The 23,896-nt window shown below is 66.6% G+C and carries 25 protein-coding genes and 2 pseudogenes; 12 read left to right on the top strand and 15 right to left on the bottom strand.

The window, feature by feature from the left end:
* Positions 1–15: 15 nt before the first annotated feature.
* Both BHQ18_RS15375 and BHQ18_RS15370 read right to left on the bottom strand, forming a co-directional pair.
* Positions 16–210 (bottom strand): ferredoxin FdxE, encoded by a 195-nt coding sequence (locus BHQ18_RS15375; RefSeq protein WP_069414483.1) that lies wholly within the window; start codon positions 208–210, stop codon positions 16–18.
* 47 nt (positions 211–257) lie between these two features.
* Positions 258–761, bottom strand: coding sequence for a lipoprotein LpqH (locus tag BHQ18_RS15370; RefSeq protein WP_131815692.1), 504 nt, complete (start codon positions 759–761; stop codon positions 258–260).
* A 10-nt stretch (positions 762–771) separates the two neighbouring features.
* Between BHQ18_RS15370 and BHQ18_RS30510 the strand changes: the two are divergent.
* Positions 772–879, top strand: a pseudogene (locus BHQ18_RS30510) (CAP domain-containing protein); the annotation flags it as partial.
* Here BHQ18_RS30510 and BHQ18_RS15365 read toward each other — a convergent pair.
* The 3 genes from BHQ18_RS15365 to BHQ18_RS15355 are packed head-to-tail and all read right to left on the bottom strand — an operon-like array spanning position 849 to position 4,040.
* Positions 849–2,369 (bottom strand): class I adenylate-forming enzyme family protein, encoded by a 1,521-nt coding sequence (locus BHQ18_RS15365; protein WP_069414570.1) that lies wholly within the window; start codon positions 2,367–2,369, stop codon positions 849–851. The pseudogene BHQ18_RS30510 and the gene BHQ18_RS15365 sit on opposite strands and share 31 nt — an antisense overlap.
* Positions 2,370–2,388: 19 nt before the next feature.
* The gene (locus tag BHQ18_RS15360) at positions 2,389–3,582 is read right to left on the bottom strand and encodes a thiolase family protein (RefSeq protein WP_069414481.1); all 1,194 of its coding nucleotides are present in this window, start codon (positions 3,580–3,582) and stop codon (positions 2,389–2,391) included.
* Complete coding sequence (locus tag BHQ18_RS15355; RefSeq protein WP_069414480.1) at positions 3,582–4,040, bottom strand: MaoC family dehydratase; 459 nt, start codon at positions 4,038–4,040, stop codon at positions 3,582–3,584. The genes BHQ18_RS15360 and BHQ18_RS15355 overlap by 1 nt, the downstream gene beginning before the upstream one ends.
* A 98-nt stretch (positions 4,041–4,138) precedes the next feature.
* On the opposite strand from BHQ18_RS15355, the gene BHQ18_RS15350 reads away from it, so the two are divergent.
* From BHQ18_RS15350 to BHQ18_RS15340, 3 genes are read left to right on the top strand one after another with little or no spacing between them, the layout of a single operon-like run.
* Positions 4,139–5,329 carry a thiolase family protein gene (locus BHQ18_RS15350; protein ID WP_069414479.1) on the top strand — a complete coding sequence of 397 codons (1,191 nt, stop codon included), beginning with the start codon at positions 4,139–4,141 and terminating at the stop codon, positions 5,327–5,329.
* Between the two features lies 1 nt (position 5,330).
* Positions 5,331–5,756: a Zn-ribbon domain-containing OB-fold protein gene (locus BHQ18_RS15345; RefSeq protein WP_069414478.1), complete on the top strand. Its 426-nt coding sequence runs from the start codon at positions 5,331–5,333 to the stop codon at positions 5,754–5,756.
* 13 nt (positions 5,757–5,769) lie between these two features.
* The gene (locus BHQ18_RS15340; RefSeq protein ID WP_069414477.1) at positions 5,770–6,540 is read left to right on the top strand and encodes an SDR family NAD(P)-dependent oxidoreductase; all 771 of its coding nucleotides are present in this window, start codon (positions 5,770–5,772) and stop codon (positions 6,538–6,540) included.
* Here BHQ18_RS15340 and BHQ18_RS15335 read toward each other — a convergent pair.
* Together BHQ18_RS15335 and BHQ18_RS15330 are read right to left on the bottom strand one after the other, a co-directional pair.
* On the bottom strand, positions 6,527–7,345 hold the full coding sequence (locus BHQ18_RS15335) for an NAD(P)-dependent oxidoreductase (protein WP_069414476.1): 819 nt from the start codon (positions 7,343–7,345) through the stop codon (positions 6,527–6,529). The two genes, BHQ18_RS15340 and BHQ18_RS15335, sit on opposite strands and share 14 nt — an antisense overlap.
* A complete protein-coding gene (locus BHQ18_RS15330; protein WP_069414475.1) occupies positions 7,342–8,562 on the bottom strand; it encodes a cytochrome P450 in 1,221 nt (406 codons plus the stop codon). The genes BHQ18_RS15335 and BHQ18_RS15330 overlap by 4 nt, the downstream gene beginning before the upstream one ends.
* Positions 8,563–8,649: 87 nt before the next feature.
* On the opposite strand from BHQ18_RS15330, the gene BHQ18_RS15325 reads away from it, so the two are divergent.
* The gene (locus tag BHQ18_RS15325) at positions 8,650–9,267 is read left to right on the top strand and encodes a TetR/AcrR family transcriptional regulator (protein ID WP_069414474.1); all 618 of its coding nucleotides are present in this window, start codon (positions 8,650–8,652) and stop codon (positions 9,265–9,267) included.
* A gap of 7 nt (positions 9,268–9,274) precedes the next feature.
* Here BHQ18_RS15325 and BHQ18_RS15320 read toward each other — a convergent pair whose 3' ends face one another.
* The 3 genes from BHQ18_RS15320 to BHQ18_RS15310 are packed head-to-tail and all read right to left on the bottom strand — an operon-like array spanning position 9,275 to position 12,321.
* Positions 9,275–10,495 (bottom strand): cytochrome P450, encoded by a 1,221-nt coding sequence (locus BHQ18_RS15320; RefSeq protein ID WP_084294088.1) that lies wholly within the window; start codon positions 10,493–10,495, stop codon positions 9,275–9,277.
* 21 nt (positions 10,496–10,516) lie between these two features.
* The gene (locus BHQ18_RS15315; protein ID WP_069414473.1) at positions 10,517–10,708 is read right to left on the bottom strand and encodes a ferredoxin; all 192 of its coding nucleotides are present in this window, start codon (positions 10,706–10,708) and stop codon (positions 10,517–10,519) included.
* Entirely contained in the window at positions 10,708–12,321 is a 1,614-nt protein-coding gene (locus BHQ18_RS15310; protein ID WP_069414472.1) for a GMC family oxidoreductase, read from the bottom strand. Before BHQ18_RS15310 ends, BHQ18_RS15315 begins: the two co-directional genes overlap by 1 nt.
* Positions 12,322–12,448: 127 nt before the next feature.
* Between BHQ18_RS15310 and BHQ18_RS15305 the strand changes: the two genes are divergently transcribed.
* Both BHQ18_RS15305 and BHQ18_RS15300 read left to right on the top strand, forming a co-directional pair.
* Positions 12,449–13,111, top strand: a complete 663-nt coding sequence (locus BHQ18_RS15305; RefSeq protein ID WP_069414471.1) for a TetR/AcrR family transcriptional regulator — start codon at positions 12,449–12,451, stop codon at positions 13,109–13,111.
* On the top strand, positions 13,108–13,938 hold the full coding sequence (locus tag BHQ18_RS15300; protein ID WP_069414470.1) for an enoyl-CoA hydratase-related protein: 831 nt from the start codon (positions 13,108–13,110) through the stop codon (positions 13,936–13,938). Before BHQ18_RS15305 ends, BHQ18_RS15300 begins: the two co-directional genes overlap by 4 nt.
* Here BHQ18_RS15300 and BHQ18_RS15295 read toward each other — a convergent pair.
* The gene (locus BHQ18_RS15295) at positions 13,932–14,513 is read right to left on the bottom strand and encodes a TetR/AcrR family transcriptional regulator (protein ID WP_069414469.1); all 582 of its coding nucleotides are present in this window, start codon (positions 14,511–14,513) and stop codon (positions 13,932–13,934) included. The two genes, BHQ18_RS15300 and BHQ18_RS15295, sit on opposite strands and share 7 nt — an antisense overlap.
* A gap of 136 nt (positions 14,514–14,649) precedes the next feature.
* Here BHQ18_RS15295 and BHQ18_RS15290 point away from each other — a divergent pair, with 136 nt between their 5' ends.
* From BHQ18_RS15290 to BHQ18_RS15275, 4 genes and pseudogenes are all read left to right on the top strand, one after another.
* Positions 14,650–15,885 carry an amidohydrolase family protein gene (locus BHQ18_RS15290; protein WP_069414468.1) on the top strand — a complete coding sequence of 412 codons (1,236 nt, stop codon included), beginning with the start codon at positions 14,650–14,652 and terminating at the stop codon, positions 15,883–15,885.
* 209 nt (positions 15,886–16,094) lie between these two features.
* Positions 16,095–17,087: pseudogene (locus BHQ18_RS15285) on the top strand (CoA transferase).
* Between the two features lie 38 nt (positions 17,088–17,125).
* Positions 17,126–17,524, top strand: coding sequence for a Zn-ribbon domain-containing OB-fold protein (locus BHQ18_RS15280; protein ID WP_069414568.1), 399 nt, complete (start codon positions 17,126–17,128; stop codon positions 17,522–17,524).
* Positions 17,525–17,545: 21 nt separating this feature from the next.
* Positions 17,546–18,754 carry a thiolase family protein gene (locus BHQ18_RS15275; RefSeq protein ID WP_069414467.1) on the top strand — a complete coding sequence of 403 codons (1,209 nt, stop codon included), beginning with the start codon at positions 17,546–17,548 and terminating at the stop codon, positions 18,752–18,754.
* 98 nt (positions 18,755–18,852) lie between these two features.
* Here BHQ18_RS15275 and BHQ18_RS15270 read toward each other — a convergent pair whose 3' ends face one another.
* Together BHQ18_RS15270 and BHQ18_RS15265 are read right to left on the bottom strand one after the other, a co-directional pair.
* Entirely contained in the window at positions 18,853–20,124 is a 1,272-nt protein-coding gene (locus tag BHQ18_RS15270; RefSeq protein ID WP_069414466.1) for an FAS1-like dehydratase domain-containing protein, read from the bottom strand.
* Positions 20,125–20,369: 245 nt separating this feature from the next.
* Positions 20,370–21,278, bottom strand: coding sequence for an alpha/beta fold hydrolase (locus BHQ18_RS15265; RefSeq protein WP_069414465.1), 909 nt, complete (start codon positions 21,276–21,278; stop codon positions 20,370–20,372).
* Positions 21,279–21,403: 125 nt separating this feature from the next.
* Here BHQ18_RS15265 and BHQ18_RS15260 point away from each other — a divergent pair, with 125 nt between their 5' ends.
* Complete coding sequence (locus BHQ18_RS15260) at positions 21,404–22,042, top strand: NAD(P)-dependent oxidoreductase (RefSeq protein ID WP_069414464.1); 639 nt, start codon at positions 21,404–21,406, stop codon at positions 22,040–22,042.
* A gap of 16 nt (positions 22,043–22,058) precedes the next feature.
* Here the strand turns inward: BHQ18_RS15260 and BHQ18_RS15255 are convergent, their stop codons facing one another.
* A complete protein-coding gene (locus BHQ18_RS15255; protein ID WP_069414463.1) occupies positions 22,059–22,361 on the bottom strand; it encodes a hypothetical protein in 303 nt (100 codons plus the stop codon).
* Positions 22,358–23,860 carry a class I adenylate-forming enzyme family protein gene (locus BHQ18_RS15250; RefSeq protein WP_069414462.1) on the bottom strand — a complete coding sequence of 501 codons (1,503 nt, stop codon included), beginning with the start codon at positions 23,858–23,860 and terminating at the stop codon, positions 22,358–22,360. The genes BHQ18_RS15255 and BHQ18_RS15250 overlap by 4 nt, the downstream gene beginning before the upstream one ends.
* Between the last annotated feature and the right edge of the window lie 36 nt (positions 23,861–23,896).

Below are 23,896 nucleotides of genomic sequence, written 5' to 3'. Positions count from 1 at the left end.
GGGTGCAAGGCCCTCTCAGTCTTCTTCGATGACGATCGCTATTTCGGGGCACGCCGCCGCGCCTTCGCGGACCTTCGCCTCGTCCTCGGGCCGGACCTCATGGGCTTCCAGGATGCTGTAGCCGGCGTCGTCGATGGGGAACAGGTCGGGGTCGACGGCGTAGCACTGGGCGTGACCGACGCAACGCGCTTGCTCCAGACGGACTTTCATCGCTGAACCTCGTTCTCCTCTATTTCCAAACGGGTGGGCTGCACCCGTCAACACGCAACTTTGATCGAGAACTCACTCGATACGCGCGCACTCGGATTGTCCTGGGTGAAGCCGGTCGCGGTGCCCTTGATCAGGAATGTCGCGCCGATGATCTCCACCTCCCCCGCAGGCCCCAGTTGCTCCCAGTAACTGCCGGTGAAGCCGTCGACATTGTGCAGTTCGGCGGACCGGACCACCGGCTCGGCCAAGGTGTCGACGGCCGTGGTGGTGCCGGACTCTTCGTTGCCGGTGGTGAGCGTGGTGACGGTGCCGTCGGACGTGCACTTGACGTCGTGGGTGGTTTCCGTGAGCGCGCCGTCGAGCGCGATTTCGGCGGTCCCCGGGGCCAGCGCGCCGGCTGGGCGCGCGGGCGGCTCGGGACTCGAACACCCCGCCAGGCCGACCGCGAGGACAGCCGCCATCGCATAGACGCTGCGATTCGTCATTGCACCCCGTTCACCCGAAAACAAATCCGCTAAATATCTTCCCAATTCGACCTCAGGTTGGTTCACTATGTCAATGGATCCGAATCCGGACTACGACGCCAGCGACGAGTTGGAGTACGGCATCAACTGGTTCGCCTGGATACTGCGCGGCGTCTACCCGCCACCGGCGTACCCGCCCGTCTGAGCCACCTCTAAGCGCAGCCGCTTCTTGTCCACCTTGCCGCTCGGCAGCACGGGCAACTCGTCGACGACCAGCAGCCGGCGCGGAATCTTGTAGGCCGCCAGCCGCTGCCGCGCCTCGGCCTGGACGTCCTCGAGCGTGACCACCACCCCCGGGTCGGGAACGACGACCGCGCACACCGTCTCCCCCCAGCGCTCATCCGGCGCGCCGACCACCGCGCAGGCGGCGACGCCGTCGACGCGGCTGACCGCGTCCTCCACCTCCGGCGAGTACACGTTCTCGCCGCCGGTGATGATCACGTCCTTCTTGCGGTCGACCAGATACAGCAACCCGCGTTCGTCGAACCGGCCGACGTCACCGGTGTGACACCAGCCGTCGCGTAGCGTCACCAAGGTCGCGGCGTGGTCGTCCCAGTAGCCGCGGAACAGTGATTCCGACCGCACCGCGATCTCGCCAGGCTGCCCCACCGGCACCTCGGCACCGTCGTCGTCGACGATGCGCACATGGATGCCGGGGAACGGGAAGCCGACGGACCGCAGCGGTTCGGGGTCACCGCCGTGCAGCTCGCGGGGCAGCCCGGAGACGATCGCCTCGGTCTGGCCGTAGAGGTTCAGGAAGCCGACCGACGGCATCAGTGCCAGAGCGCGTTCGAGGATGGTCATGGTCATCGGCGCTGCCGCGTAGACGACGGTGCGCAGCGACTCGACCGACCGGGTGTCGGTCACCGCGTCGAGCAGCGCGCGCAGCATGACCGGCGCGAGATGCAGCACGGTGATGCGGTGTTCGGCGATCAGCCGTACGGCCTCGTCGGGGTCGAACTGCTGCTGCAGCACCACCGTGCCGCCGCGCGCATGCACGCCGCCGAGCATCGCCATCGCACCGATGTGGAACATCGGCATGTTGATCAAGATCTGATCGTCTGCGCCCGAACGCATCTCTGCGTTCATCGTGAACAGGACGCGACGTTGTTCGGGGTGGCCGAGGATGCAGCACTTCGACGCTCCGGTGGTGCCGCTGGTGAAGATCAGACAGGCGATGTCCTCGGGCGTGGCGCGCAGCACGGGTTCACCGCCGGTTCCGCCGGCGAGGAACTGTTCGTAGTCGGCCCCGATGCCGACGAGAAGCGGCGCAGACGTCAGCGACGGCGCGATCTCGGCGATCATCGGTGCGAACTCGTCGGCGACGAACACGATTTTCGGCCGCACCCGGTTGATGACGTCACGGATCTCGTCGGCGGTGAGCCGGAAGTTGACCGTTGCCAAGATGATTCCGCTCAAGTGCGTGGCCGCCATCACCTCGCCGAACTCGATGCTGTTGCGGCTCAGGATCGCGATGCGGTCCTGGCGCCGGACCCCGGCCGACACCATCGCCGACACCAACTTCACGGCCCGCTCGTAGAGCTGACCGTGGGTCACCTCGCGCTCGCCGAGCCGGTAGGCGACGACGTCGGGAAACCGCCGGGCGTTGTCGGTGACGATGTCGCCCAGCGTCATCGACGCATCGCCGGCCAACCTAGCGCCCGCTCAGCAGCATCGAGCCCGCGACGGGCCCACCACCGACACCCACCGCGACCACCTCGGGAGTCTTTGGTACCTGCCGGTCGCCGCCCTCACCCCACATCTGTACGCACGCCTCGTGCAGGAAGCCCATGCCGTGCAGTCTGCCACCGGAGAGTTGGCCACCGCTGGTGTTGATCGGCAGGTCGCCGTCGAGCGCGATCCGCTGGCCGCCCTCGATGAACTCGCCGACCTTGCCGTGTTCGCAGAAGCCCAGCGCCTCCAGCCACATCACGGTCAGGAACGAGAACCCGTCGTAGATCTGTGCCATGTCGACGTCACCCGGTGTCAGAGACGTGTTCTGCCACAGCGTCGCTGCCGAATCGTGGGCGGCCATGGTGGTGACATCGAAGCGCTGATCCCAGGTGGCGCGTTCGAACATGCCGGGCCCGACGGACTCGACGGTCAGCGGATGTCGCGGCAGGCCGGCGGCGGCGTCGCGTCGTGACACGATCACCGCGGTCGCGCCGTCGCACGGAACGTCACAGTCGTAGAGGCACAACGGTTCCGAGATCATCCGCGCCGACAGGTAGTCCTCCATCGTCATCGGGTCCCGGTAGACCGCATCGGGGTTGAGCCCGGCGTTGCGGCGCGCGTTGAGCGCGATCGCCCCGAGTTGTTCCCGGGTCAAACCGAATTCGTGCATGTAGCGCTGCGCGGGCATCGCCAGCCAGTTCGCCGCCGACAGCGCGCCGAACGGGGCGACCCACTCCAGGTGCGGGGGTAGTTTGCCGCCGCTGAACAGCACCGACGCCCGGCCGCCGCCGCCCTGCTGCGCCGCGGTGGACTCCCACACCGACCGGAACACCACCACGTGGTTGGCCAGCCCGAGCGCGACGGCCATGCAGGCCTCGATCACGGGACCGATCTGGCCCGCGGTCTCCATGCTGGAGATGTACCAGCGGCACCGCAGGCCCAGCGCATTGCGGACGTCGTGGATGCCGGCGCCGGTGAAACCGGGATCGGGCACGCCGGGGCCGGGATAGCTGGCGATGCCGTCGATGTCGTCGACGGCCAGGCCCGCGTCTTCGATCGCGCGCAGCACCGCTTCCAGTGTCAGGTCGAGTCCGGTCCGTCCCAGCCGGCGCCCGACCTGTGACTTGCCGGCGCCGGTCAGTACGGCCTTACCGTCGAACGGACCCCCGCTCATCAGAAGACGTACCGGGCGATGAGTTCGGCGACGGCCGCCGGTTTCTCCGACCCGTCGATCTCGACGGTGTGCCGAACGGTCAGGTTGACGGTGTCCTCGCCGGACGTCACCGCGTCGGCGAGTTCGGAACGAACCCGCACACGACTGCCCGCGGGCACCGGGGCCAGGAACCGGACCTTGTTCAACCCGTAGTTCAGGGCCATCTTGGTGTTCTCGACGACGTAGTTGTCCTTGCTCAGAGCGGGGATCAAGGACAGGGTGAGGAAGCCGTGGGCGATCGTTGTGCCGTACGGGCTTTCCGTCTTCGCCCGCTCGACGTCGACGTGGATCCACTGGTGGTCGCCGGTGACCTCGGCGAACTGGTCGACCCGTTGCTGGTTTACTTCGAGCCAGCTGCTGACACCAAGCTCGGCACCGACCGCCGCGACGGCGTCGTCGACGGATCCGATCGTCTTCATACCACTCCCTCAAATATCGCTATCTATTTAACGGTATACTCTCATCGCGTATCAGGGTGGCCGAATGCGGTACCCCCTCCGACAACCCCGGGAGACCTATGACGTCGACGACGTCGCGCGCGGCCATCGTGGCCGCCGCCCGCACCCCCATCGGCACTGCCCGCAGGGGCACCCTGGCCCAGATGCCGGCCACCGAACTGGCCAAACCGATCGTCGCGGCGGCCGTCGAGCGTTCCGGCTTGGCCCCGACGGACTTCGACGATCTGGTGCTGGCCGAAGTCCTGCAGGGCGGCGGGGACAGCGCCCGCTACGTCGCCGTCGATCTCGGCCTGACCTCGATCCCCGGCCTTGCGGTCAACCGGCAGTGCGCGTCGAGCCTGTCGGCGATCGCGGTGGCCGCAGGTCAGGTGGCGGCCGGGATGAGCACGGCCGTCCTCGCGGGCGGGATGGAGTCGTGTTCGACGACGCCGATGCTGCGCAAGCGCAAACCCTTCACCTCCGGCAAGGCCGCCGAGGACTACGACGATCCGTGGTTTCCGTTCTCGCATCCGCCGACCGAGGACGCGCCCGCGCTGGACATGTCGATCACCGTGGCGCACAACTGCGCGGTGCAGTACGGCATCACCCGCGAAGATCAGGACGAGTGGGCGCTGCGCAGCCATCAGCGCGCGGTCAAGGCGATCGACGCCGGTTCGTTCGTCGACGAGATCGTGCCCGTGCAGGTACCCCAGCCCGACGGGTCGACGATCACGTTCGCCGAGGACGAGCATCCGCGCCGCGGCACCAGCCGGGAGGTGCTGGCCGGCTTGAAGGTGCTGCACCCCGAAATCGAGAACTTCACGGTGACGGCGGGTAATTCGTCGGGTGTCAACGACGCCGCGGCAGTCGTCGCGCTGGCCCGCCCCGACACTTCACGCCCCGTGCTGGCGCACGTGCTGTCGTGGGCTTCGGTCGGCGTCGAACCGAATCGCACCGGCAGCGGCCCGATCTACGCGATCCCCAAGGCGCTGGAACTGGCCGGGCGCAAGATCGAGGATGTGGCGCTGTTCGAAATCAACGAGGCGTTCGCCGCGCAGGCGGTGGCGTGCTCGCGGGAACTCGGTCTCGACGAGGAGATCGTGAACGTATACGGATCCGGCATCAGCCTGGGCCACCCGATCGCGGCCACCGGGGCGCGGATGGTGACGTCGGCGATTCACGAGTTGCGCCGTCGCGGTGGCGGACTCGGCGTCCTGTCGATGTGCGCGGGCGGCGGAATGGGTGCGGCAATGGTAATCGAGGTGGCATGACATGACTCAACTCATCGCAGAGAACGTGTTCCGGGTCGACGGTGACCGCGCGGTTCTGCTCGGATCGCGACGGAAGTCGACCGGGGTGGTGAAATTCCCGCCCGAGCGGCCGGAACTGTTCGACGCCAACCCGGCGATCCAGCAGGACATCGAGCCGATCGAGCTGCCCACCGAGGGCACGCTCTACACGTACACCACGCAGGAGTTCCCGCCGCCGCTGCCCTACAAGGGCAACCGGTCACCGGAGGTGTTCCAGCCCTACATCGTCGGCTTCATCGAGCTCGACGGAAAGGTGCTCGTCGAGGCGCTGATCCTCGGCGCTACGGCTGCTGAACTGCGGATCGGCCAGAAGATGGTCAGCACCACCACCACTTTCGAGACCGAGGCGGGCGAGCAGTTCCTGACCTACGCGTTCCAGCCGGCGTAACGCGCGGTCGGCCGTGACGCGTCTGCAGGGCCGGGTCGCCATTGTCACCGGCGCGGGCCAGGGCCTGGGCAAGGCCATCAGCGCCGCGCTGGCCGACGAGGGCGCATCGGTCGCCCTGCTGGGCCGGACGAAGCAGAAGGTCGACGACGTCGCCGCAGAACTGGCAGGCAAGGGCCGCGACGTCATGGCGATCGGGTGCGACGTCGCTGACCGCGCCGCCGTCGACAAAGCCGTGGCCGAGACCAGCGCCCGGTTCGGACGGATCGACATCCTGATCAACAACGCCCAAGGCGGAGCGCTCGGGACTACCAGCACTGCAACAGTCGATCTCAGCGACGAGGAGGCCCTGGAGTACTTCCGGACGGGGCCGCTGGGTTCGCTGCATCTGATGCAGGCGGCGTTTCCTTCGCTGCGCGAATCCCCGCACGCGGTGGTCATCAATTTCGGGTCGGCCGTCGGCGTGCGGGGCGCGCCGCGGATGGCCGGCTACTCGATGGCAAAAGAGGCGCTAGGCGGGCTGACCAAGTCCACCGCGATCGAGTGGGGCAAGTACGGGATCCGGGTCAACCTTGTCTGTCCGGCCGCGTGGTCGCCCGCCGCCGAGACGTTTCGCGACGAGAACCCGGCCCGCTTCGAGCAGATCGTGCGCGGTATTCCGTTGCGACGCTACGGAGATCCGTACGACGACATCGGCCGCGCGATCGTCGGTCTGGTCAGCGACGACCTTCGCTTCCTGACCGGCGCAACACTCATGCTCGACGGCGGCCAGATCATTTTGCGCTAGCAGCTCCTGTGCTCAGCGGCAACTCGCCGCGTTCGATCACGTCGTAGAGCAGGCCGAGGTCGGTGCCGGCCTCTTGGGCGGCGGCCAGTGCCGCGTCGACGTCCTTGCGCAGGAACGGCGCCGCCATCTCGGTGAACGGCGCCATGCCGCCGATTCCGCGCGCATACCCGGCGACCTTGCTGTCGGCACTGCACGCTGCGAGCACCTCGAGGAAGCGGTCCGCCTCGATGTCCAGCTTGCCTGCGACGCCGACGGCGGCACTCAACAGCTGGGCGTTGGCGGCGAAGAGCACGTTGTTGACCAACTTGAGGTTCAGCGCGGTGCCGAGCAGGCCGGTGCGCAGGACGGTGGCCGCGTAGGCCTGCACCACCTCGGCGGCCGTCTCCACGGCGTCGGCCGGGCCGCCGATCAGCACGGTCAGCCTGCCGTTGGCGATGTCCTCGGCGGTACCGCTGATCGGCGCGTCGAGCACCGTGACATCGGCTCTGGCGGAGTCGATGTCACGGACGGTCGAGACCGAGCCGGTGGTGTGGGAGAGCACGACGGTTCCGGCCGCGCAATGATCGATCAGCTCCTCGGCGACCTCTTTGAGCTGGGCGTCGGAGAACATGCAGCAGATGACGGTCCGGGCGCCCTTGCCGACGTCGGCGACCGAGTCGACCACCGTGGCGCCGGCGTCGGCCAGGCGCTGGCGGACCTCGTCTCTGCGCGCGTACACGGTGACCGGCCGTCCCGCTGCGAGCAGCCGGTGCACCATCGGTTCGCCCATCTGGCCGGCGCCGATGAAGCCGATCGGGTCACTCATGCGTCGTCGACCGCGAGGCGCGGGCCCGGAGTGAAGGCGATGGGCAGTTTGCGCATCGCCCAGACCTCGCCGGCGTCTTCGAAGCGCTCCGGCTCCCCGTCGAGGCGGAAGTCGGGGATCCGTTCGATGATCTCGCCGAGCATCTCCTGGAACATCATCCGCGCCAGGTGCGACCCCAGGCAGCGGTGGATGCCGACCCCGAATGCCATCTGCTTGCGGGCATTGGGCCGCTCGAGGTCGACGGTGTCGGGGTCGGGGAACACTTCCGGGTCACGGTTGGCCGCGGCCCACATCAGGATCGCCCGGTCTCCGGCATTCATCGAGGCGCCGTGGAATTTCGCGTCGCGGGACACGGTGCGCGCCAGCCCCAGAGTCGGCGTGTACACCCTCAGCAACTCGTCGGTCACCGGTTCGAGTTGGTCGGCCCTGGCGGTCAGCGCCTGGCGCAGTTCGGGCTGCTGGGTCATGGCGTAGAGCACGTTGCCGGTCAGCCCGCTGGTGGTGTCCATGCCGCCGAGCATCATCAGCACGGTGTACATCAGGATCTGGGTGTCGTCGAGCGGCACATCGTCGATGTGGCCGTTCAGGATTCGCCCGAACAGGTCGTCGCCGAGGTCACCGCTCTCGCGGCGTTCGGACATGTGCTTGTAGATCTCGCCGAACAGTTCCATCACCGCGGCGCCCGACTTTTCCTCGTCGTGTGTGCGGTCGTGGACCATCGAATGCACCCAGTGCACCCAGTCCAGGTACTTCGACTCGTCGAAGCCGAGCATGGTCAGCGTCAGTTTGGCGGGCAATGGAGTGGTGAGTTCGCCGACGATGTCGCAACTTCCGCGCTCGATGAACTCGTTGACCATCTCCCTGACCATCCTGCGTGCCACCGGGCGCCACCGTTCGGCCTGACCCGGCGAGAAGGCCGACAGGGTGACCTGCCGCAGCTTCTGGGTCAGTGGCGGGTCGGACTCGATCGGCAGGATCGGGAACGGTGAACCGCTGGCCGGGACCCCGACCGAGGGATAGGAGTTGAACAGGTCGTCGTCGCGTGCCGCGTCGAACACCGACTGGTAGTCCAGCAGTGCCCAGAAACCACCGTGTTCGGTGGACCGCGTTACCGGACAACGTGATCGCATCTCGGCCATGGTCTGGTGGGGACACTCGCGAAACTCCGGCGAGTGGTGATCGAAATTCTCGGCGACGGGCGCCTCAGCCTGCGTCATGGACCAACCCTCCTCGAACTACACTTTCGGTGATTGTGTAGTTATCATGGTCACCGTAATGATCTAACTGATTTGGGTCAAGAAGGTATGACGACGACACCGGAGACGCAGCGCGCACCTGCCTGGGGGGCCGACCTGCCACTGACCGAAGAGGAGGCTCGCGCCCGCCTGATCACCGCCGCAGAAGCATGCTTCTTCGAAAGAGGCCCCAGCAGAACGAAGATCACGCATGTGGCCGCCAAGGCCGGTGTCCACCGCACCACGGTGTACAGCTACTTCGCGAACATGGACGAGATCCTGGCGGCATGCTTCGTCAAGGCCACCACGGGCGTCGTCGATGCTGCCGAACCGTACTTCTCGCAGCGGGCGCCGTTCATCGAGCGGTTGATCACCGGGGCGCTGGCCGGCCTGGAGGCGGCCCGGGCGTCGCCGACAATGCGTGCGATGACCACACCCGACGAACTCGCGCGAACCCATCGTGCGGCTGAGCAGTCCGAAGCCTGGCGCGCCGAGGTCGTCGACCGACTCGCGGAGCGCTTCACCACCGCCGAACCCGGCGAGGTTCGCGCCGATGTTTCCTCGCATGTGTTGGCGCAGTGGGTGGTTCGCATCTGCTTCAGCCTGATCGAGGAGCCGGCTGATCCCGCGATCGGCGGCGACGAGGGGTTGCTGCGCACGTTCCTGCCGCGCACCATCGCTCCGTAACAGCCGATCACGCCTTGCGCCGAGTGCCCGGTGTGAACGTGACCGGCAGGTGTTTGACGGCGTAGACGTCGCCCGCGTCGGGGTAGCGCTCGACGCGGTCTGTCACCACCTGGAAGTCGGGCATCCGCGAAAGCACCTCGGTGATCATGGTTTTGAACATCACGCGCGCGAGATTGGAGCCCAGGCAGCGGTGCACGCCGAGCGCGAACGCCATGTGCTTGGTGTTCGGGCGGTCGAGATCGAGCACGTCGGGATCGTCGAAGACACGGGGATCGCGGTTTCCCGCCGCGTACATGAGGAGGACGCGATCCCCCTTCTTGAGCTTTCGCCCGTGGAAGACGGCGTCTTTGGCGACGCGTCGGCTCAGCCCGATGGTGGGCGTGTCGTGGCGGAGGAATTCTTCGGTACCCCTGTCGAGCACCTGCGGGTCGTCGATGATCCGTTGCCGGAGCTTGTCGTCAGAAGCGATCCGCAGCAGCGCGTTTCCGGTCAGGCCCGCCGTCGTGTCCATCCCGCCGAGGATGAGCAGAAACACCATGTTCACCAGGTCTGCGTCGGTGAGTTTGCGGCCGTCCTGCTCATCGTTGATCAACAACGTCATCAGCCCGGGCCGCTGGCTCTCGCGCGACTCGTTGATCTCGGTGACGATCTGCGCGGCCATCGCCAGGATCTTGTTCATCGACCCTTCGGGGTCGGCGACCCGCTCGTGGACGAACCCGTGCACCCAGCCCATCCACTCACGCCAACGGGTGTCGTCGAACCCGAGTACGCGGAGGATGAGCTGCGCGGGCAACGCGGTGAACAGCTCCTGCGAGAGGTCGGCGTGCCCCTTCTCGATGAAAGCGTCGATGAAATCGCCCGTCATCTCCGCGATCGTGGGCTGCATTTTCTTTGCCGCGCCCGGTGACATGTGCTTGAACAGGAACGACCGGTAGAAGCCGACATCAGGTGGGTCGAAGTCGATCGGCGCCAGCTGCGGCGAGCCCGGGGCGGGCGGTACCCCCTTGCCGTTCTCATCGGGAGTCGAACTGAACACTTCGGTGTCGTGCAGCGCCTCGAAGATCTCGTCGTAGCCGGTGATGACCCAGAAGCCTCCGTAGGAACTGCTCTTGGCGACCGGACAGCGGTCCCGCAGCTGCGCGAGCGCACCGTAGGGATCCTGCATGAACTCGGCTGAATGCTGGTCGAGGTCGGTGTCGTAGGCCTCGGCGCGCTCGATCGTGGTCACTGTGGCGTCCTTTGTTCGTTCTCAGGCATGGATGGTGATGACCTTCTCGGGGCATGCTTCGGCGCCGTCGTGGGCCGCGTTCTCGGCACCGCCGGTGACGTCGCCGCTGTCGGTCGCGATGTACCCGAGGTCGTCCAGTTCGAAGTAGTCGCCCGAAGCCATCGCGCACAACGCGTGGCCCTGGCACTTCGACTTGTCGATGTCCACCCTCATCAATTACCTCCGTGCTCTTGAAGGATGAAGTCCGCAGCGCGCCAGGCCATCGCCATGATCGGCCCGTTAAGGTTCCCGGCGACCATGGTCGGCATGACCGAACAGTCCACGACGCGCAAACCTTCGACGCCGCGGACGCGCAGCCGGTCGTCGACGACGTCGTCGTCACTGGGGCCCATGGCGCAGGTTCCGACCGCGTGATAGCCGCAGTAACCGGCGTCCAACGCGGAATCGATCAGCTCGTCGTCGCTCTGGACCCGCGGGCCGGGGAACGTCTCGTGGCTGATGCGCTCCGCGATCGGCGACCGCGCGAAGATCTCGCGCATGACGCGCAGCAGCGCCGCGCCGGTTTTCCGGTCATAGTCACTGGTGAAGAAGCCGGGGTCGATCAGCGCGTCGGCGTGGGGGTCGGCCGAGGTGATGGTCACGCTCCCTTCGGAGGTCGGTCGCAGCACTTCACCCAGGCAGGAGATGCCGGGTTCGGTTTCCACTCCGACCGCTTCGCCGGGCTTGTAGGTACCGACCGACAGCGGTCCCAGTAGGAGCTGGCCGTCCACGCGATCGAGGGACGGGTCCGTCTTGACGAAGGCCAGGATGTCGTAGGCCGGCACCGCCAGCGGGCCGCCACGGGTCGTCAGATACTTGACCCCGGTCACGGCCTGGGCGAGGTTGGACGCCAGCTGCCGGTTGTAGCCGAGGTTCTCCTTCAGCCGGAATTTCACGGCGACGCAGCGGTGCTCGCGCATCCGGAGGCCCACGTTCGGCGACTCCACCTGCACCGGGACGCCGGCCGCGCGCAGCGTCTCCGCCGAACCGATACCCGAGAGTTGCAGCAGTTTCGGCGAGCCGAGGCTGCCCATCGACACGATGACCTCGCGGGTGGCCAAGACCTGTTGGCGCTGCCCTTTACGCGTGAACGTCACGCCCGTGGCGCGACCGTTGGCGACGAGCACCCGTTCGACGAAGGCCCCCGTCAGCACAGTCAGGTTGGGCCTGCGCCGTGCCGGCTTGAGGAAGGCGTCCGCTGCGCTCACGCGGCGGCCGTTCTTGATCGTCGCCGGGGTGAGCCCGACGCGTTCGTCGTCGGACTCGTTGATGTCGGGCACTTTCCGGAGCCCGTATCGGGCTGCCGCGGCGACCATTTCGGTGCACAGCGGATCGGTCTGGCTCTGCACGGAGATGTGCAGTGGTCCTCCCGCGCCCCGTGTGGCTGACGCGCCGAAGGCGTTGTCCTCGAACGTCTTGAAGATCGGCAGGATGTCGTCCCAACCCCAGCCCTTGTTGCCGAGCCGTTCGAGTTCGTCGTAGTCCTCGCGGTTGCCGCGGTTGTAGACCATGCCGTTGATGGAGCTGGAACCGCCGAGCACCTTGCCGCGTGGCCAGTACTCGAACTGTTGGTTGGGGCCGAACGGCACTGTGGCGTAACGCCAGGCCACCTTCTCGTTGTCGAAAAGCTTTCCGAATCCCTTCGGCATGTGGATCAACGGGTTGGCGTCGCGACCGCCGGCCTCGAGAAGCAGGACTCGGTTGCGGGGGTTCTCCGACAACCGGTTGGCGAGGACACACCCCGCGGAGCCCGCACCGGCGATCACGTAGTCGTACCGGCTTGTCATGCAGATCCTGTCTCGTGCCTCCGGCGACTGACCACAGATTAGATCACTTTGTGGTCGCGACCACACGGTAAGTGCTTCTATGGTCCGCGTCAAGATAGGATCGCCGAGCACGTCAGGAAGGTCCGGTATGCCGAAGCGGGACGACGCCGAGCGCACCCCACCCTGGGGTGCCGACCTCCCGACCAGCGAGGACGGCGCCCGGGAGCGGTTACTGTCGGCGGCCGAAGCTTGTTATGCCGAGCGGGGGGTGAGCCGCACCCGGATGAGCGATATCGCCCACAAAGCCGGGGTGAATCGCCGGACGGTCTACGACTACTTCCCGACCAAAGATGCCTTGCTGGCCGCATGTTTCGTGCGGGCGATCACCGGTGTGCTGGCCGCCGCCGACCCCTGCTGGGATACCGACGAACCGTTCCCCCACCAACTCGTCAACGCCATGCTCGTCGGCTTGGAAGCCGCACGCTCGTCTCCGACAATGGCGCTCCTGATCAGCGCCGACGAACTCGGGCGCACCTTCCGCGTTGCGGAGGCTTCCGATCTGTGGCGCCAGGGCCTCGCCGAGACACTGGGGCGGCGTATCGCGGCAGCCGTCGCCGCAGGCGAGGTACGCGACGATGTCTCAGCGGACACGTTGGCGCACTGGGTTACTCGCATCGCGTTCAGCCTGGCCGCCGAGCCCGGCCGTCCGGAAGACGGCGGGGACGAAGGTTTGATCCGAGCCTTCATCCCCGCGTGCCTGGCAGCACCGCCGCAGTTGACTGGACCGAGACGACGTAAGGCCGAAAAATGACTGAAACACCGGTGACTCGCGATGTCGTGCGATACGAGCGCGACGGTGCCGTCGCGCGGATCATCCTCGACTGGCCCGAGCGGGCCAACGCTCAATCGTCGGAGATGGTGCGACAGGTCGACTCCTTCCTGGACGAGGCCCGACGTGACTACGGCGTGAAAGTCGTGATCGTCAAGGGCAACGGCAAAGGATTCTGCGCCGGCCACGTGATCGCCCCCGACGCCTACCCTGAATTCGCCGAGTCACAAGCCGCGATGGGGAGCAACTTTCACGGCAGCAAGGAGCTGTTCCTGTGGCCCACACTGCGGTTCTGGGAATTCCCGAAGCCGATGATCGCGCAGGTGCACGGGTACGCGATCGGCGGCGGCACGTACTGGGCGCTGCTGCCCGAGATCACAATCGCTTCCGAGGACGCCTACTTTCAGATGCCGCTGGTGCCGGGACTGGGGTTCGCCGGTGGGGAGACGATGATCGAACCCTGGGTCTTCATGAACTACAAGCGCGCGGCCGAATACCTCTACACGGCGCAGACACTGTCGGCGAGCGAGGCGTTGGAGATGGGACTGGTCAACAAGGTCGTCGCGCGCGACGAACTCGAACCGGTGACCGAGGCGATGGCCGAGAAGATCGCTCGCGCACCACTGTCGACGTTGATGGCGACCAAGACCATGCTGGTGCGCGCCTGGGAGCAGATGGGAATGCGGCAGCATCTGCAGCTGTCGGCGGACCTGATGTCGGTACTCGAGCACACCTCCGACGCGCAGGCGTTACGCGCTGAACTGCAGACGCACGGACGGCTGCCGCGCGAGCAGGCGGAACCTCAGTAACGGCTCATTGCGGCGATGGAATCCGCGCAGGCAGCGATCATTTCAGCGCGATCCACTGCCACCGACTGGGTGTGAACCGCGTACCACGCCCGGTCCAGCATGCCCATCGCGGTCACACCGATCACTTCGGGCGAGTGGGGACCGTCGGCGCGGATCGCCTGGCCGAGTTTCCACGCCGCGCGCGTCATCATGTGATTGCGTGAGCGTCGGAACGCCTCGTCGTCGGGGGCCGTGTGGGCAGCGGCGGTGACGAATGCGCCGTGGCGGTCCATGTAGGCGAAATACTCGCGCACCCATTCGCGAACGGCGTCCGCGTCGTCCGACTCGATCGCCGCTTTGCACCGCTCGATCACGTTGAGGGCGTCGTGGTAGGCGGTTCTGCCCAGGACGTCGAAGATCTCGCGCTTGTCCTTGAAGTAGGTGTAGAAGCCAGCCCGGGAGATGCCGCACGCCTCGGTGATCGCGTTGATCGGGGTGCCGTTGAAGCCCCGCTGCAGGAACAGGTCGCGGCTGGCCTGCAGGATCGCCGAACGCGTCCGTTCACCGCGGCTCATCTCCAGCGCGTTCACCGTCATATTTGCACCGTAGCTGACACAGTCGTCGACAACCAGTGTTCCCTGCTCAAATAGTTCTTCAAAGGATTCTAGGCTAGCTACTTGACACTTCTGTCAAGTTACGAGAGGCTCGTGTTACGACCGAGATGGAGGCGTGATGACACAGTTCACCGAGGCACCGATCTTCGATGCTGACCAGCACATGTACGAGACGCCGGATGCGCTCACCACGTTCCTGCCCGACGAGTTCAAGTCCAAGGTGCAGTTCGTGCAGATGGGCCGCCACACACGGGTCGCGATCCTGGGCAAGATCAACGACTACATGCCGAACCCGACGTTCGAGCGGGTCGCCGCGCCCGGCGCGCACGAGAAGTTCTATTCCGGCCAGAACCCGGAGGGGCTGTCGATGCGGGAGATGTCCGGACGCGGCATCGACTGCCCGCCGGGGGCCCGCAATCCCGAGGACCGCGTCGCCGAACTCGACCGTCAGGGCGTCGAGACGTGCCTGAACTATCCGACGCTGGCCAATCTCGTCGAGCACTCTTCAGCCGAGGACCCAGACCTGACCGCTGCGATCATCCACGCGCTGAACCAGTGGATGCTGGAGAACTGGGGCTTCGTCCATGCCGGGCGGGTGTATTCGACGCCGGTGCTCAACCTCGGCCTGGTCGACGAGGCCCGCCGCGAACTCGAGTGGATTCTCGACAACGGCGCGAAGGTCGCGCTGATCAAGCCGGCCCCGGTGAAGGGTTACAAGGGATGGCGCTCCCCCGCGCTGCCGGAGTTCGACCCGTTCTGGCGCGACGTCGAAAGCGCCGGTCTGCCCATCGTTCTGCACGCCAGCCAGCCGCCGCTGCAGGAGTACATCGACAAGTGGGAGCCGCCGTCGACGGCAAACGCGTTCGAGATGTCGGCGTTCAAGTGGACCGCGCTGGGCCACCGCGAGATCGCCGACATGCTGACCAGCCTGATCTGCCACGGCACGCTGACCCGGTTCCCGAAGCTGCGGATCGCCAGCGTCGAGAACGGAAGCGCCTGGATCAAGCCGCTTTTCGACGATCTGCAGTCGACCTACAGCAAGATGCCGCAGAACTTCGAGGAGCATCCGCACGACGTGTTCCGCCGCAACGTGTGGGTCAGCCCGTTCTGGGAGGGCTCGGTTGCCGACGTCGTGCAGACCGTCGGCTGGGACAAGGTGATGTTCGGGTCGGATTGGCCGCACCCCGAGGGTCTGGCCGAACCGAAGCGGTACTGGCACTACGCCGAGGGTATGGACCGCAGGCGCACCTACGACTTCATGGGTGACAACGCGCGGCGGTTCATGGGCCTGCCGCTGGCCAACCCCGACCCCGACGCGGTGAACCCGCCGGTGCTGGAGACCGCGAGCGCCTAGCCCAGTTTGCGCCGAGATCTGCGCCAGGGTCGTGAACCCCGCGGTTTCATAGCCCTGGCGCAGATTTCGGCGCGCGGCGGAGTGCCGACAGTTGTCCGCGGGCGACCTTCCCGATCGCATTGCGCGGTAGCACCGCGACGACGAACTCGTCGGGCACCTCGCCGTGGGCCACCATTGCACGCGCCCGTTCCCGAAGAACGCTGATCCCGGTGCGGGCCCCACGAACGCCACGATGCGTTGGCCCAGCCGGTCATCCGCCTCGCCGATCACCGCGACATCGCGAACCTCCGCCAGTTGTCCGAGCACGCTTCCCTCCTCGGCGTCGGTACGAGCAGCAGAAGGCGCGTCGCCCCGGAATCGTGTACTGCCAGTACACCGGGTACGGCGCAACCGGTCCGTACGCGACGATCCCGACCCACGGTCAGATGATGGGGGCCGCAGAACTTCAACGGAATCGCTTCCGGTGGTGAGGGAACAGCCGCCGGAGCGTCTATGCCGCTATGCACATCGCGGCCGCGCTCGTGCAGCAGCAGCGCACCGGTGAAGGCTGCTATATCGACGTCTCGGCGTCGGAAGCCGTCGTCTCCTCCGCGTGGATCGCCGCGACCTACATCCTCAACGACACCCGGATCACCGACCGGCGCTCGCTGCCCGCCCCGATCGCCCCCGACGGAACGACGAGCGCCAAGTATCAGTTCTATCGCACCGCCGACGACAAGTTCGTGTTGTTCTGCTGCATCGAACCGGCGTTCTGGAAGACTTTCTGCACAGTTGCAGGCCGCGAAGATCTGATCGGTGACTCCAGTCTGGGTCCAGTCGATTTCGCGGTCACCGACGACCCCGAACAGACGCTGCGCCGCGAGATCCAGGGCATCATCGAAACGCGCACTCAGGCGGAGTGGACACGGTTGGCCGCCGAGCACGACCTGGCCATCGGCCCGGCCGTACAGCAGGACGAACTGCGGACCGATCCCCAGCTGGCCGCGCGCGGCGCGTTCGTCGACACCGTGCACCCCGTGGCCGGACCGTTCACGAATGTCACGCTTCCCGCCCTGGTCGACGGGCGCAGGTCGACGGAGATCCGCCATCACGCGCCGGCACTCGGCGAGCAGACGCTCGACATCCTCGCCGAGCTCTGGCTGTCCCCCGACGAGGTCGCCTCACTGCGTCAGTCCGGTGTCATCGGCAGCCCAGAAGCCTGAATCCGCTACCGTCAGCGGAAGACGTAATGGAGGTCCCGATGGCTGAGCAGATTCCGCTGGTCGACTACCTCGTGCTCGACGAGGGCGACCCGCACCTCGTCGCGCAGGAATGCACCAGCTGTGGAGCGCGGTTCTTCGACCGGCGTAACGCCTGCGCGGGGTGCTTCGCGACCGAGTTCACGAGCGTTCCGATCGCGACCGAGGGCACGGTGCGGGCATTCACCATCGTCACGTTCGCGGCACCCGGGATCCCGGTGCCGTTCGTGGCCTCGGTGGTGGACTGCGACGGCACCCACGTGCGGGCCAACCTCGTCAACGTCGCTCCTGACCCGGAGCACGTGCACACCGGCATGAAGGTGCGCCTCGCGACCTACCCGATCGGCAGCGACTCCAACGGCACCCAGGCCGTGGGTTTCGGCTTCGAGCCCGCTGCGTAACCAACCCGACAAGGAGCGACGATGAGCGCGAGTGACGACATCTGGATCGTCGGCATCCGGATGACCAAGTTCGGCAAGCACCCTAACCTCGACACCGTCGACTTGGCGGCCGAGGCTGCGCTGGGGGCCCTCGCCGACGCCGGCCTGACCATGGGCGACATCGGCGTGCTGGCTGCAGGCAACCTGATGAACGCCAGCGCGAGCATCGGCCAGCAGCTGCAGAAGCAGATCGGCCAGACCGGGATCCCGGTGTACAACGTGGCCAACGCCTGCGCCACGGGAGCGACCGCACTGCGCACCGCGATCATGGCGGTCAAGGCGGGCGAGGTCGACTACGGTATGGCGGTCGGCGTTGAAAAGCTGTCCGGCGCAGGCCTTCTCGCCGGTGGCGGCAAGGCCGACGACGGTGACGAGTGGAAGCCTTCAGGCCGCTACGGTGCCGTGGCACCCGTGGACGGGCGGATCGGCACCGAGACCATGCCGGGTGTGTTCGCCCAGATCGGGATGGAGTACGGCCACAAGTACGGTGGCACGAGTTTCGAGCTGTTCGCCAAGATCAGCGAGAAGAACCACGCCCACTCCACGCTCAATCCGCTTGCGGCATATCAGAAGCGGTTCACGCTCGAGCAGATCATGAACGACGTCATGATCGCCTACCCGAACACCCGGCCGATGTGCTCGGCCAACTGTGACGGTGCGGCGGCCGCGATCGTCTGCAACGGTGAGACGCTCAAATCGCTGTCCGCAGAACAGCGTCGGCGTGCGGTGAAGGTGTCGGCCTCGGTGCTGACCACCGACCCGTACGAAGAGGGATGCCAGGTGTTGCCCAACGTGAACACCCTGACCCGCAAGGCCGCCGCGCTCGCCTACGAGCAGGCCGGCGTCGGTCCTTCAGATCTGAACCTGGTGGAGCTGCACGACTGCTTCGCCACGGCCGAGCTGGTGCACTACGACAACCTGATGCTGTGCGACGAGGGCGGCGCCGCCGACTTTTTCAACTCCGGCGCTACCTGGCGCGACGGCTCGACACCGGTCAACGTATCCGGCGGGCTGCAGTCCAAGGGCCATCCGATCGCGGCCACCGGGATCGCCAACATCTGGGAGGTCTGCCACCACCTGCGCGGTGAGGCCGGTGACCGGCAGATCGAGAACGCGAAGGTCGGTCTGGCCCACGTGATCGGCCTCGGCTCGGCGTGCGGCGTGCACATTCTCGAGAAGTCGGCGGCCTGACCTCTTCACCGTCCCGCCGAGTGTGAAGCTGTGGCAAGAAATCGCCCGTTTCATCGCCACAGCTTCACACTCGGCGCAGCGAGTCAGCCCGCTTAAACTTACGACTGCGCCTTCAGCAGTTCGCCGTGGCGTTCGAACATCCGCACGGCGTCACGCTGCAGATCCTTCGGGACGTCCGGCAACAGTGCCGCACCCTTGTCGCGGCTGGGCAGGCTGATCGACGCCGACGCCTGCGCGGTGGTCTCGCCGCGTTGGTTCCGCACCTCCACGGCGACGTCGACGAGCGCCATGCCGTCTTCGTCGCGCTTACCGTCGACCCTTCCGGTCAGATACTGAATATCGCCCTGATAGTTGAACTTTCGAATCTCGTCGTGCTGACGCACCACGAATGCACCGTCACCCATCCAGTCGGTCAGGAAGTGGTGGATCCAGCACTCCCGCAGCACCCCGTAGTCATAGGCCCGCGGGTTGCCGATCGCCTTGGCCCACTCGGAATCCCAGTGCACCCGCTGAGCCACGTCGGGCACGCCGTACTCGTTGTCGATGAAGAAGGCGGGAATGCGCTGGCGGTTCTTCCACGCGAGCCGTCCGGTCTTCAGCCCGTAGGGCACGAACCCGTAGCCGCCGGCGTGGAACACCACCATGTCGGTCGTGGTGAGTGGTCCCTTGGCCATTTTGCCCATATCGTCGCCGACAACGACGTCTTCCCAGAACTGAGGCTCTGCGCCCCGGACTTTTTCGGCCGCGTAGATCTCGTCGAGTGCAGCGATGTCCTCTTTGGTGTAGGACGGATCTTCGATCGTGCTGTACTTGCCCTTCTCCCTGGCCTTTTTGCGCTCGGTGTAGATCACCAGCGTCCGGTAGACCCCGACCACCTCAGCGCGCTGATTCATCTTCACGTCGCGCAGCACCCGGATCACCGAGCGGCCGGCGAACTCGGACTCCTTCTCTTCCACCGACTCCAGCCCCGAGAAGCTGTACAGCGTGTCACCCGGATAGATCGGCCGGTACCAGTCCCACGTCCCCCCGGACACGAACGCGTGGATGCCGCGGTAACTGCCGCCGCGCAACTCCTTGGGAAGCTTGTCGCCGCGCAGCGGCGCATTCAGCACCGCGGCCATGATCTGGGGAGCGACCTGGCCGCCCCAGCGGGTGGCCTGACCGTACGCCGGATCGGTGTAGAGCGGGTTGTCGTCACCGTAGCCGTGGGCGAAGTTGCGAATCGCTTCCGGAGTCGCGGTGGAGAGCAACTCCTGGCTGCGTGACGCCGCCCAGACGCCGAGCGCGGCTCGATCCTTGGCGATGTCAGCATCGTCGATCTCCGAGGACGTCGCCTCCTTGAAGCGGTCCTCGGTCTTGGTTTCGGTCATAGCCTGCTCCTTCTCGGGAGGACCTGCTATCACAGCAGGACCACCGGACCTCGGTCACTTAGTTATACACGTCGGCGCGGTGAGAAGAAACGCCGAGTGTGAAGCCGCGGCGAAGAAAGACCCATTTCACCGCGACAGGTTCACACTCGGCGCGTCGGTGGAGCGTCAACACATCGCCGAAACCTGCGCCAGGGTCGCCAATCTCGCGATTTCACAGCCCTGCCGTGGAACTCGGCGCGCGAAGGCTACGAGCCGAACAACTTCAGCCGCGAGCGCACCCGGCGCTCGAGGAAGTCGTCGAGCACGTCCTCGAAGACCGCATTGTCGTCGCCGGCGACCATGTGGTGCGCGCCGGCGACCGAGGCGAACTCGGCGTGCGGCACCAGCTCCAGGAACCGCTTGGCGTCGTCGACCGACAGCACGTCGGACTCCCCGCCGCGCACCAAAAGCGTCGGCGTGCGCAGGTCGCGAGCGGCCGCACCCAGGCGGGCGGGGTCGATCAGCGGATCACGCTGAACGGCCTGGTCCGTCGGCAAGGCCATGAACTTCGGGTCCCAGTGCCAGTACCAGCGGCCGTCGCGGTGCCGCAGGTTCTTCTTCAGCCCCTCGAGATTGCGCGGCCGCGGCCGGTGCGGCACATAGGCCGCGACCGCGTCGGCGGCCTCTTCCAGTGTGGCGAAACCGGTTTCGGCGTGCGAGACCATGAAATCGCGGATCCGGCTGGTGCCGGCGGGCTGCAGGAACGGCGAGACGTCGACCAGCACCAGACCCAGCGCCAGGTCGGGCCGCACGCTGATTGCCGCCAGCGACGAGTTCCCGCCCAGCGAGGCGCCGACGTACACCGGTGGGCGCCCGAGGTAGTCGGCCACCTTGATCACATCGGCAGCGAACCGGTCCAGGCCGTAGTACCCGTCCGGAGACCAGGTGCTGTCGCCGTGGCCGCGCAGGTCGACGGTGACGGCGTACCAGTTCTTGGCGCCCAGATCGGCCGCCGTCGAGCCCCACGAATGCCGGGTCTGCCCGCCACCGTGCAGCAGCACCACCGGCGGATCGGACGGATCTCCGTAGGCGTCGGCGACCATCGTCACGTCGCCCGCCGGAATCTCCAGCGTTTCGCTCCGCTGTCCGGTCCCGTGCGTACCCTGATCGGCCATCGTCCTGGACTCCCGTCGACGTCAGATTCGATAGCTATAGGTTTACGCCATCACGTTGAAGGACGAGTCGGTAGGTCCCGCGTCGATTATTCTGCGTCACTCCCCCACGCAGAACAGGAACCGATGTGAACCTCACCGTGTTCGGCGCCAGTGGCCAGATCGGCCGTCTCGTCGTCACCGATCTGTTGGCCGGTGATCATGAAGTCACCGCGTACGTCCGCAATCCCGGCAAGCTCGAGATCACGCATCCGCGCCTCACCGTCGTCACCGGGGAGTTGTCCGATGCCCAGCGCGTTCGAGAAGCCGTTCGCGGTGCAGACGCCGTCATCAGCGCGCTCGGACCCTCGCTGAGCCGCAGCGTGAAAGGCACCCCGGTCACCGACGGCACCAGGAATATCGTCGCGGCGATGGAGGCCGAGGGCGTCCGCCGTTACATCGGCCTCGCCACCCCCTCAGTGCCCGACGTGCGCGACAAACCGACTTTGAAGGGCAAAGTCGTGCCGAAGATCGCACGGCTCCTGTTCCCCAATGGGCTCACGGAAATCGTCGGCATGACAAGGGCCGTCACCGAATCCGGCCTCGACTGGACGATCGCCCGCATCACCAGCCCGAGGAACGGGAAAGCCAAAGGCACTGTGCGCGTGGGCTTCCTCGGCCGCGACAAAGTGGGCTCGGCGATAAGGCGCGCCGACATCGCGCACTTCCTCGTCGCTCAACTCAGCGACGACACATATTTGCGCGCGGCACCGGCGATCTCCAACTGAAGCCGCCGCAGGACCGTCAGTCGCTGGCGGGCAGCGGCTTGGCCTCCTTGAGCGAAATCGGGGTTCCGCCGATGCTCAGCGTGCCGGCGCCGGCCTTGGTGACCAGCACCTCGGCGCCGCTGTCGTCGACGTAGCGCTTGCCCATCGCGCTGCCACCGGCCAGCGCCGGGTCCATATCGGCGTGCGGCGACTTCTCGGTGTCCAGCGTCACCATCGGCTCGCCGCCGCAGCGCAGGTCGTCGAGGGCGTCGGTGGACCGCACGACGATCACCTGGGTGTCGCAGACCTGGCTCTGCAGGCGGGTTCCGTTCTTGATCATGTTGCACTCCTGATGTTTTCGGACAGTCCTCGGATGATGTCGCGGCGCAGCACCTTGCCGGTGTCGGTGGTCGGCAACTGGTCGACGATCTCGACGCGGTCGGGGGTGCGCGAGCCGCGCAACGCCTTGTGCGCGAAGGCGCGCAGGTCCTCGGCGTCGACTTCGGAACCCGGTTCGGGTACCACGACCGCGACGATGATCTGACCCCACTGCGGGTCCTCGAGCCCCACCACCGCGACGTCACGCACCGCGGGATGTTCGATCAGCACGTCCTCGATCTCGGCGGGGGCGATGTTCTCCCCGCCGCGGATGATGGTGTCGTCGGATCGCCCGCCGATGAACAGGTATCCCTCGTCGTCGACCATCGCCAGATCCCTTGTGGGGAACCAGCCCTCTGCGTCGAGCACGGACCCGATATCGGTGTAGCGGCCGGAGACCTGCGGTCCGCGCACGAACAGCTCACCGGTCTCGCCGGGCCCGAGCACGGTGCCGTCCTCGGCGCGGATCTGAACCTCGATGCCGGGCACCGGCTGACCCACCGACCCGAGCCGTCGCGTCGCCGCCGGATCGTCGGCGGCGTATGCGGCCCGGTGGTCGTCAGGGGTCAGCACAGCGATCGTCGAGCTGGTCTCGGTCAGCCCGTACGCGTTGACCAGCCCCACCGACGGCAGCAGCTCGATGGTCTTGCGAACCAGGGGCAGGCCGACTTTCGAGCCGCCGTAGGCCAGGTTGCGCAGCGACGGCAGTTCGGTCGGCGTGGCTTCCAACTCGGCGACGATGCGGTCCAACATGGTCGGCACCACGGTCGCCGTCGTCACCTTCTCGTCGCGGACCAGCCGGACCCATTCGCGCGGGTCGAACCTGGGTAGGTACACGATCTTTCGGCCCGCGTAGAGGTTCGACAGCGCCGCTCCCACACCCGCGATGTGGTACGGCGGGACGCACACCAACGCCGCATCCTCGGGGTCGGCGGCCGCGAACTCGACCGTGCCGGTGACGTAGCTGGTCAGGTTGTTGTGGGTGAGTTCGACGGCCTTCGGGCGCGACGTCGTACCGGAGGTGAACAGCACGATCCCGACGGCGTCGGGGTCGGCGAACTCCTCGACCGGGTCAGCCGCGCGGGCGGCGGCGAGGAACTCGGCCGAGCTCATCACCTGTTTGCCCGCGCCGGCGACCATGTCGACGTACTCGTCGTCGACGACGACCAGCGGGTACGGCAGCCGGGCAAGCAGTTGCCGCAGCCCGTCGGCGCTGAGCCGGTAGTTCAGCGGGGTGAACGGCACCGCCGCCCGCGCCGAGGCGAAGATCAACAGGGGCAGCATCGCCCCGCCGGTGCCGACGTAGGCCACGTGCTGACCGCCGGATTCCGCGACGACGGCAGCGCCACCGCTGGCCAACGCGCTCAGTTCGGTGGTGGTGAACCGGTCGGCACCGTCGACGACCGCCGTCCGGTCAGGATCACCCGAGACCGCCATCTCGAGCAGCAGTGCAATGCTCAACGACTCAACCCTTCGCTAATCCGCTATATAGTTATA

Origin of the sequence: Mycolicibacterium flavescens (genome assembly GCF_001722335.1) — a bacterium.
Classification (GTDB): Bacteria; Actinomycetota; Actinomycetes; order Mycobacteriales; family Mycobacteriaceae; genus Mycobacterium; species Mycobacterium flavescens.
This window is presented reverse-complemented; position numbering and strand designations above follow the sequence as displayed.

What these genes read in the sequence shown, in the direction of transcription:
- BHQ18_RS15365 (WP_069414570.1), bottom strand. Translation starts at nt 2,369, where the DNA reads ATGACGCTGGGCGACATCGTCACCGACAACGCCCGGCGGTTTCCCGAC.
- BHQ18_RS15280 (WP_069414568.1), top strand. Translation starts at nt 17,126, where the DNA reads ATGGCTGAGCAGATTCCGCTGGTCGACTACCTCGTGCTCGACGAGGGC.
- BHQ18_RS15350 (WP_069414479.1), top strand. Translation starts at nt 4,139, where the DNA reads ATGACGTCGACGACGTCGCGCGCGGCCATCGTGGCCGCCGCCCGCACC.
- BHQ18_RS15305 (WP_069414471.1), top strand. Translation starts at nt 12,449, where the DNA reads ATGCCGAAGCGGGACGACGCCGAGCGCACCCCACCCTGGGGTGCCGAC.
- BHQ18_RS15300 (WP_069414470.1), top strand. Translation starts at nt 13,108, where the DNA reads ATGACTGAAACACCGGTGACTCGCGATGTCGTGCGATACGAGCGCGAC.
- BHQ18_RS15310 (WP_069414472.1), bottom strand. Translation starts at nt 12,321, where the DNA reads ATGACAAGCCGGTACGACTACGTGATCGCCGGTGCGGGCTCCGCGGGG.
- BHQ18_RS15355 (WP_069414480.1), bottom strand. Translation starts at nt 4,040, where the DNA reads ATGAAGACGATCGGATCCGTCGACGACGCCGTCGCGGCGGTCGGTGCC.
- BHQ18_RS15335 (WP_069414476.1), bottom strand. Translation starts at nt 7,345, where the DNA reads ATGAGTGACCCGATCGGCTTCATCGGCGCCGGCCAGATGGGCGAACCG.
- BHQ18_RS15265 (WP_069414465.1), bottom strand. Translation starts at nt 21,278, where the DNA reads ATGGCCGATCAGGGTACGCACGGGACCGGACAGCGGAGCGAAACGCTG.
- BHQ18_RS15270 (WP_069414466.1), bottom strand. Translation starts at nt 20,124, where the DNA reads ATGACCGAAACCAAGACCGAGGACCGCTTCAAGGAGGCGACGTCCTCG.
- BHQ18_RS15255 (WP_069414463.1), bottom strand. Translation starts at nt 22,361, where the DNA reads ATGATCAAGAACGGAACCCGCCTGCAGAGCCAGGTCTGCGACACCCAG.
- BHQ18_RS15375 (WP_069414483.1), bottom strand. Translation starts at nt 210, where the DNA reads ATGAAAGTCCGTCTGGAGCAAGCGCGTTGCGTCGGTCACGCCCAGTGC.
- BHQ18_RS15325 (WP_069414474.1), top strand. Translation starts at nt 8,650, where the DNA reads ATGACGACGACACCGGAGACGCAGCGCGCACCTGCCTGGGGGGCCGAC.
- BHQ18_RS15290 (WP_069414468.1), top strand. Translation starts at nt 14,650, where the DNA reads ATGACACAGTTCACCGAGGCACCGATCTTCGATGCTGACCAGCACATG.
- BHQ18_RS15345 (WP_069414478.1), top strand. Translation starts at nt 5,331, where the DNA reads ATGACTCAACTCATCGCAGAGAACGTGTTCCGGGTCGACGGTGACCGC.
- BHQ18_RS15295 (WP_069414469.1), bottom strand. Translation starts at nt 14,513, where the DNA reads ATGACGGTGAACGCGCTGGAGATGAGCCGCGGTGAACGGACGCGTTCG.
- BHQ18_RS15275 (WP_069414467.1), top strand. Translation starts at nt 17,546, where the DNA reads ATGAGCGCGAGTGACGACATCTGGATCGTCGGCATCCGGATGACCAAG.
- BHQ18_RS15330 (WP_069414475.1), bottom strand. Translation starts at nt 8,562, where the DNA reads ATGACGCAGGCTGAGGCGCCCGTCGCCGAGAATTTCGATCACCACTCG.
- BHQ18_RS15315 (WP_069414473.1), bottom strand. Translation starts at nt 10,708, where the DNA reads ATGAGGGTGGACATCGACAAGTCGAAGTGCCAGGGCCACGCGTTGTGC.
- BHQ18_RS15360 (WP_069414481.1), bottom strand. Translation starts at nt 3,582, where the DNA reads ATGAGCGGGGGTCCGTTCGACGGTAAGGCCGTACTGACCGGCGCCGGC.